General features: G+C 67.2%; 2 protein-coding genes. One reads left to right on the top strand and one right to left on the bottom strand.

Going from position 1 to position 2,172, the window contains the following annotated elements; genetic code table 11:
- The coding region (locus ACFWF3_RS33220; RefSeq protein WP_379317886.1) for an Lrp/AsnC family transcriptional regulator at positions 1–414 on the bottom strand (414 nt) is incomplete at its 3' end.
- Positions 415–532: 118 nt separating this feature from the next.
- On the opposite strand from ACFWF3_RS33220, the gene ACFWF3_RS33225 reads away from it, so the two are divergent.
- On the top strand, positions 533–2,050 hold the full coding sequence (locus tag ACFWF3_RS33225; RefSeq protein WP_379317888.1) for an aldehyde dehydrogenase family protein: 1,518 nt from the start codon (positions 533–535) through the stop codon (positions 2,048–2,050).
- Positions 2,051–2,172: the final 122 nt, after the last annotated feature.

The raw sequence follows: 2,172 nt of genomic DNA on the forward strand, positions 1-2,172 counted from the left end.
GGTGTGCACATTGGCCGTGGCCCTGATCTCCTGCAGCAGATGTTCCAGATGCCGAGGCGAGGCCACCCGAACCAGCAGGACGTAGCTCTCCTCGCCCGCTACCGAGTGGCACCCCTCGATGCCGGGGATGTGCTGCAGCAAGGCGGGCGCGTCATCGGGCTGGGACGGGTCGAGAGGAGTGATCGCGACGAACGCCGACAACAAGTGCCCGAGCGCTTCGGGGTCCACCTGCGCCGTGTATCCGCGGATCACGCCGCGCGCTTCGAGCCTGCGCACCCGCGATTGCACCGCGGAGACCGAGAGACTGGCCTTCTCCGCCAGATTCGACAATGTGGCGCGGCCGTCTGCCATCAGTTCTTTGATCAATAGTCGATCGATGTCATCGAGCTGGGGTCGAGCCGGTGTATCCGCCATCAGCGAAGGCTAACGCAGCGTGGGGCTCGCGCGGGGAAAACTTCTTTCCGTTCCCCACCGAATTCTCCCGAACTTTTCCGTGAGTCGTACCAAACAGCAGAAGGTGAGCAGAGTACCGATGACGCAGACCGTGAACTTCTCCGAGCAGCTCTCGCTGCGAGCCAGGGCGCTCCTGCACGGCCTCGGCGCCGCGGTGCCGGAACCCGGCCCGCTGCTGGCGCGCACGCCGATCTCCGGCGGTGTCCTGTTGCCGCTGGCCGTCGACGCCCCCGCCGACGTGGACGCCGCGATCGGCCGCGCCGCAACCGCGTTCGAGGCCTGGCGCACGGTCCCCGCGCCGGTGCGAGCGGGCCTGGTGCGCAGGCTGGCCCAGTTGCTGGTGGCCCATCAGGACGAGCTGGCGGAGCTGGTGACCCTGGAGGCAGGCAAGATCGGCCCCGAGGCGCTGGGCGAAGTACAGGAGATGATCGACGTCTGCGAGTTCGCGATCGGGCTCTCGCGCCAACTCTACGGCGCCACTATGCCTTCCGAGCGTCCCGGCCATCGCCTCATGGAGACCTGGCATCCACTCGGCGTAGTCGGGGTGATCTCGGCGTTCAATTTCCCTGTCGCGGTGTGGGCTTGGAATACCGCGATCGCCCTGGTGTGCGGCGACACGGTGGTCTGGAAGCCGTCGGAGACCACGCCGTTGACGGCGCTGGCCTGCCACACGCTGCTGCGTCGCGCGGCGGTGGATGTAGGCGCGGATCCCGAAGTGCACCAGCTGATCCAAGGGGACGCGACCGTCGGCTCGGCGTTGGTCGACGATGGCCGGGTCGCCCTGGTGAGCGCGACGGGCTCGGTGCGGATGGGCGCCACCGTCGCCCCGCGGGTGGCCGGGCGTTTCGGTCGATGCCTGCTCGAGCTGGGTGGAAACAACGCCGCGATCGTCGCGCCGAGTGCCGATCTGGAACTGGCGGTGCGTGGCATCGTCTTCTCCGCGGCGGGGACAGCGGGCCAGCGGTGTACGAGTCTGCGACGGTTGATCGCGCATCGTTCGATCGCCGACCAGCTGGTCGAACGGCTCGCCGCGGCGTACAGCCAACTGCCCGTGGGCAATCCACTCGACGACGGCATCCTGGTCGGGCCGCTGATCAACGAGCATGCCTTCGCCGGGATGCAGAAGGCGCTGGTCGGTTCGGTGGCCGAGGGCGGCGACATCGTCTGCGGCGGTGAGCGCGTCGAGACGCTCGGACCCGACGCCTACTACGTGCGGCCCGCCCTCGTCCGCATGCCCGCGCAGACCGAACTCGTGCGCGAGGAAACCTTCGCGCCGATTCTGTACGTGCTGACCTACGACGAACTCGACGAAGCCATCGCCTTGAACAACGGTGTGACCCAGGGACTTTCCTCGTCGATCTTCACCCTCGACCAGCGCGAGGCCGAACAGTTCCTCGCCGGTTCCGACTGCGGCATCGCCAATGTCAACATCGGGACATCGGGCGCGGAGATCGGCGGCGCGTTCGGCGGGGAGAAGAACACCGGCGGCGGCCGGGAATCGGGCTCCGACTCCTGGAAGGCCTACATGCGCCGGGCCACCAACACCGTCAACTACTCCACCGAACTCCCGCTCGCGCAAGGCATCCATTTCGGCTGATCAGGCCAGCGATTTCGCCTTCCGCCCCACCCCGTGTAAAGTGGTATTTGCAACGCGGGATGGAGCAGCTCGGTAGCTCGCTGGGCTCATAACCCAGAGGTCGCAGGTTCAAATCCTGTTCC

It is taken from the genome of Nocardia sp. NPDC060220 (assembly GCF_042727815.1).
Lineage (GTDB): Bacteria > Actinomycetota > Actinomycetes > Mycobacteriales > Mycobacteriaceae > Nocardia.

Coding starts and splice junctions, on each gene's coding strand:
- ACFWF3_RS33225 (WP_379317888.1), top strand. CDS start 533: ATGACGCAGACCGTGAACTTCTCCGAGCAGCTCTCGCTGCGAGCCAGG.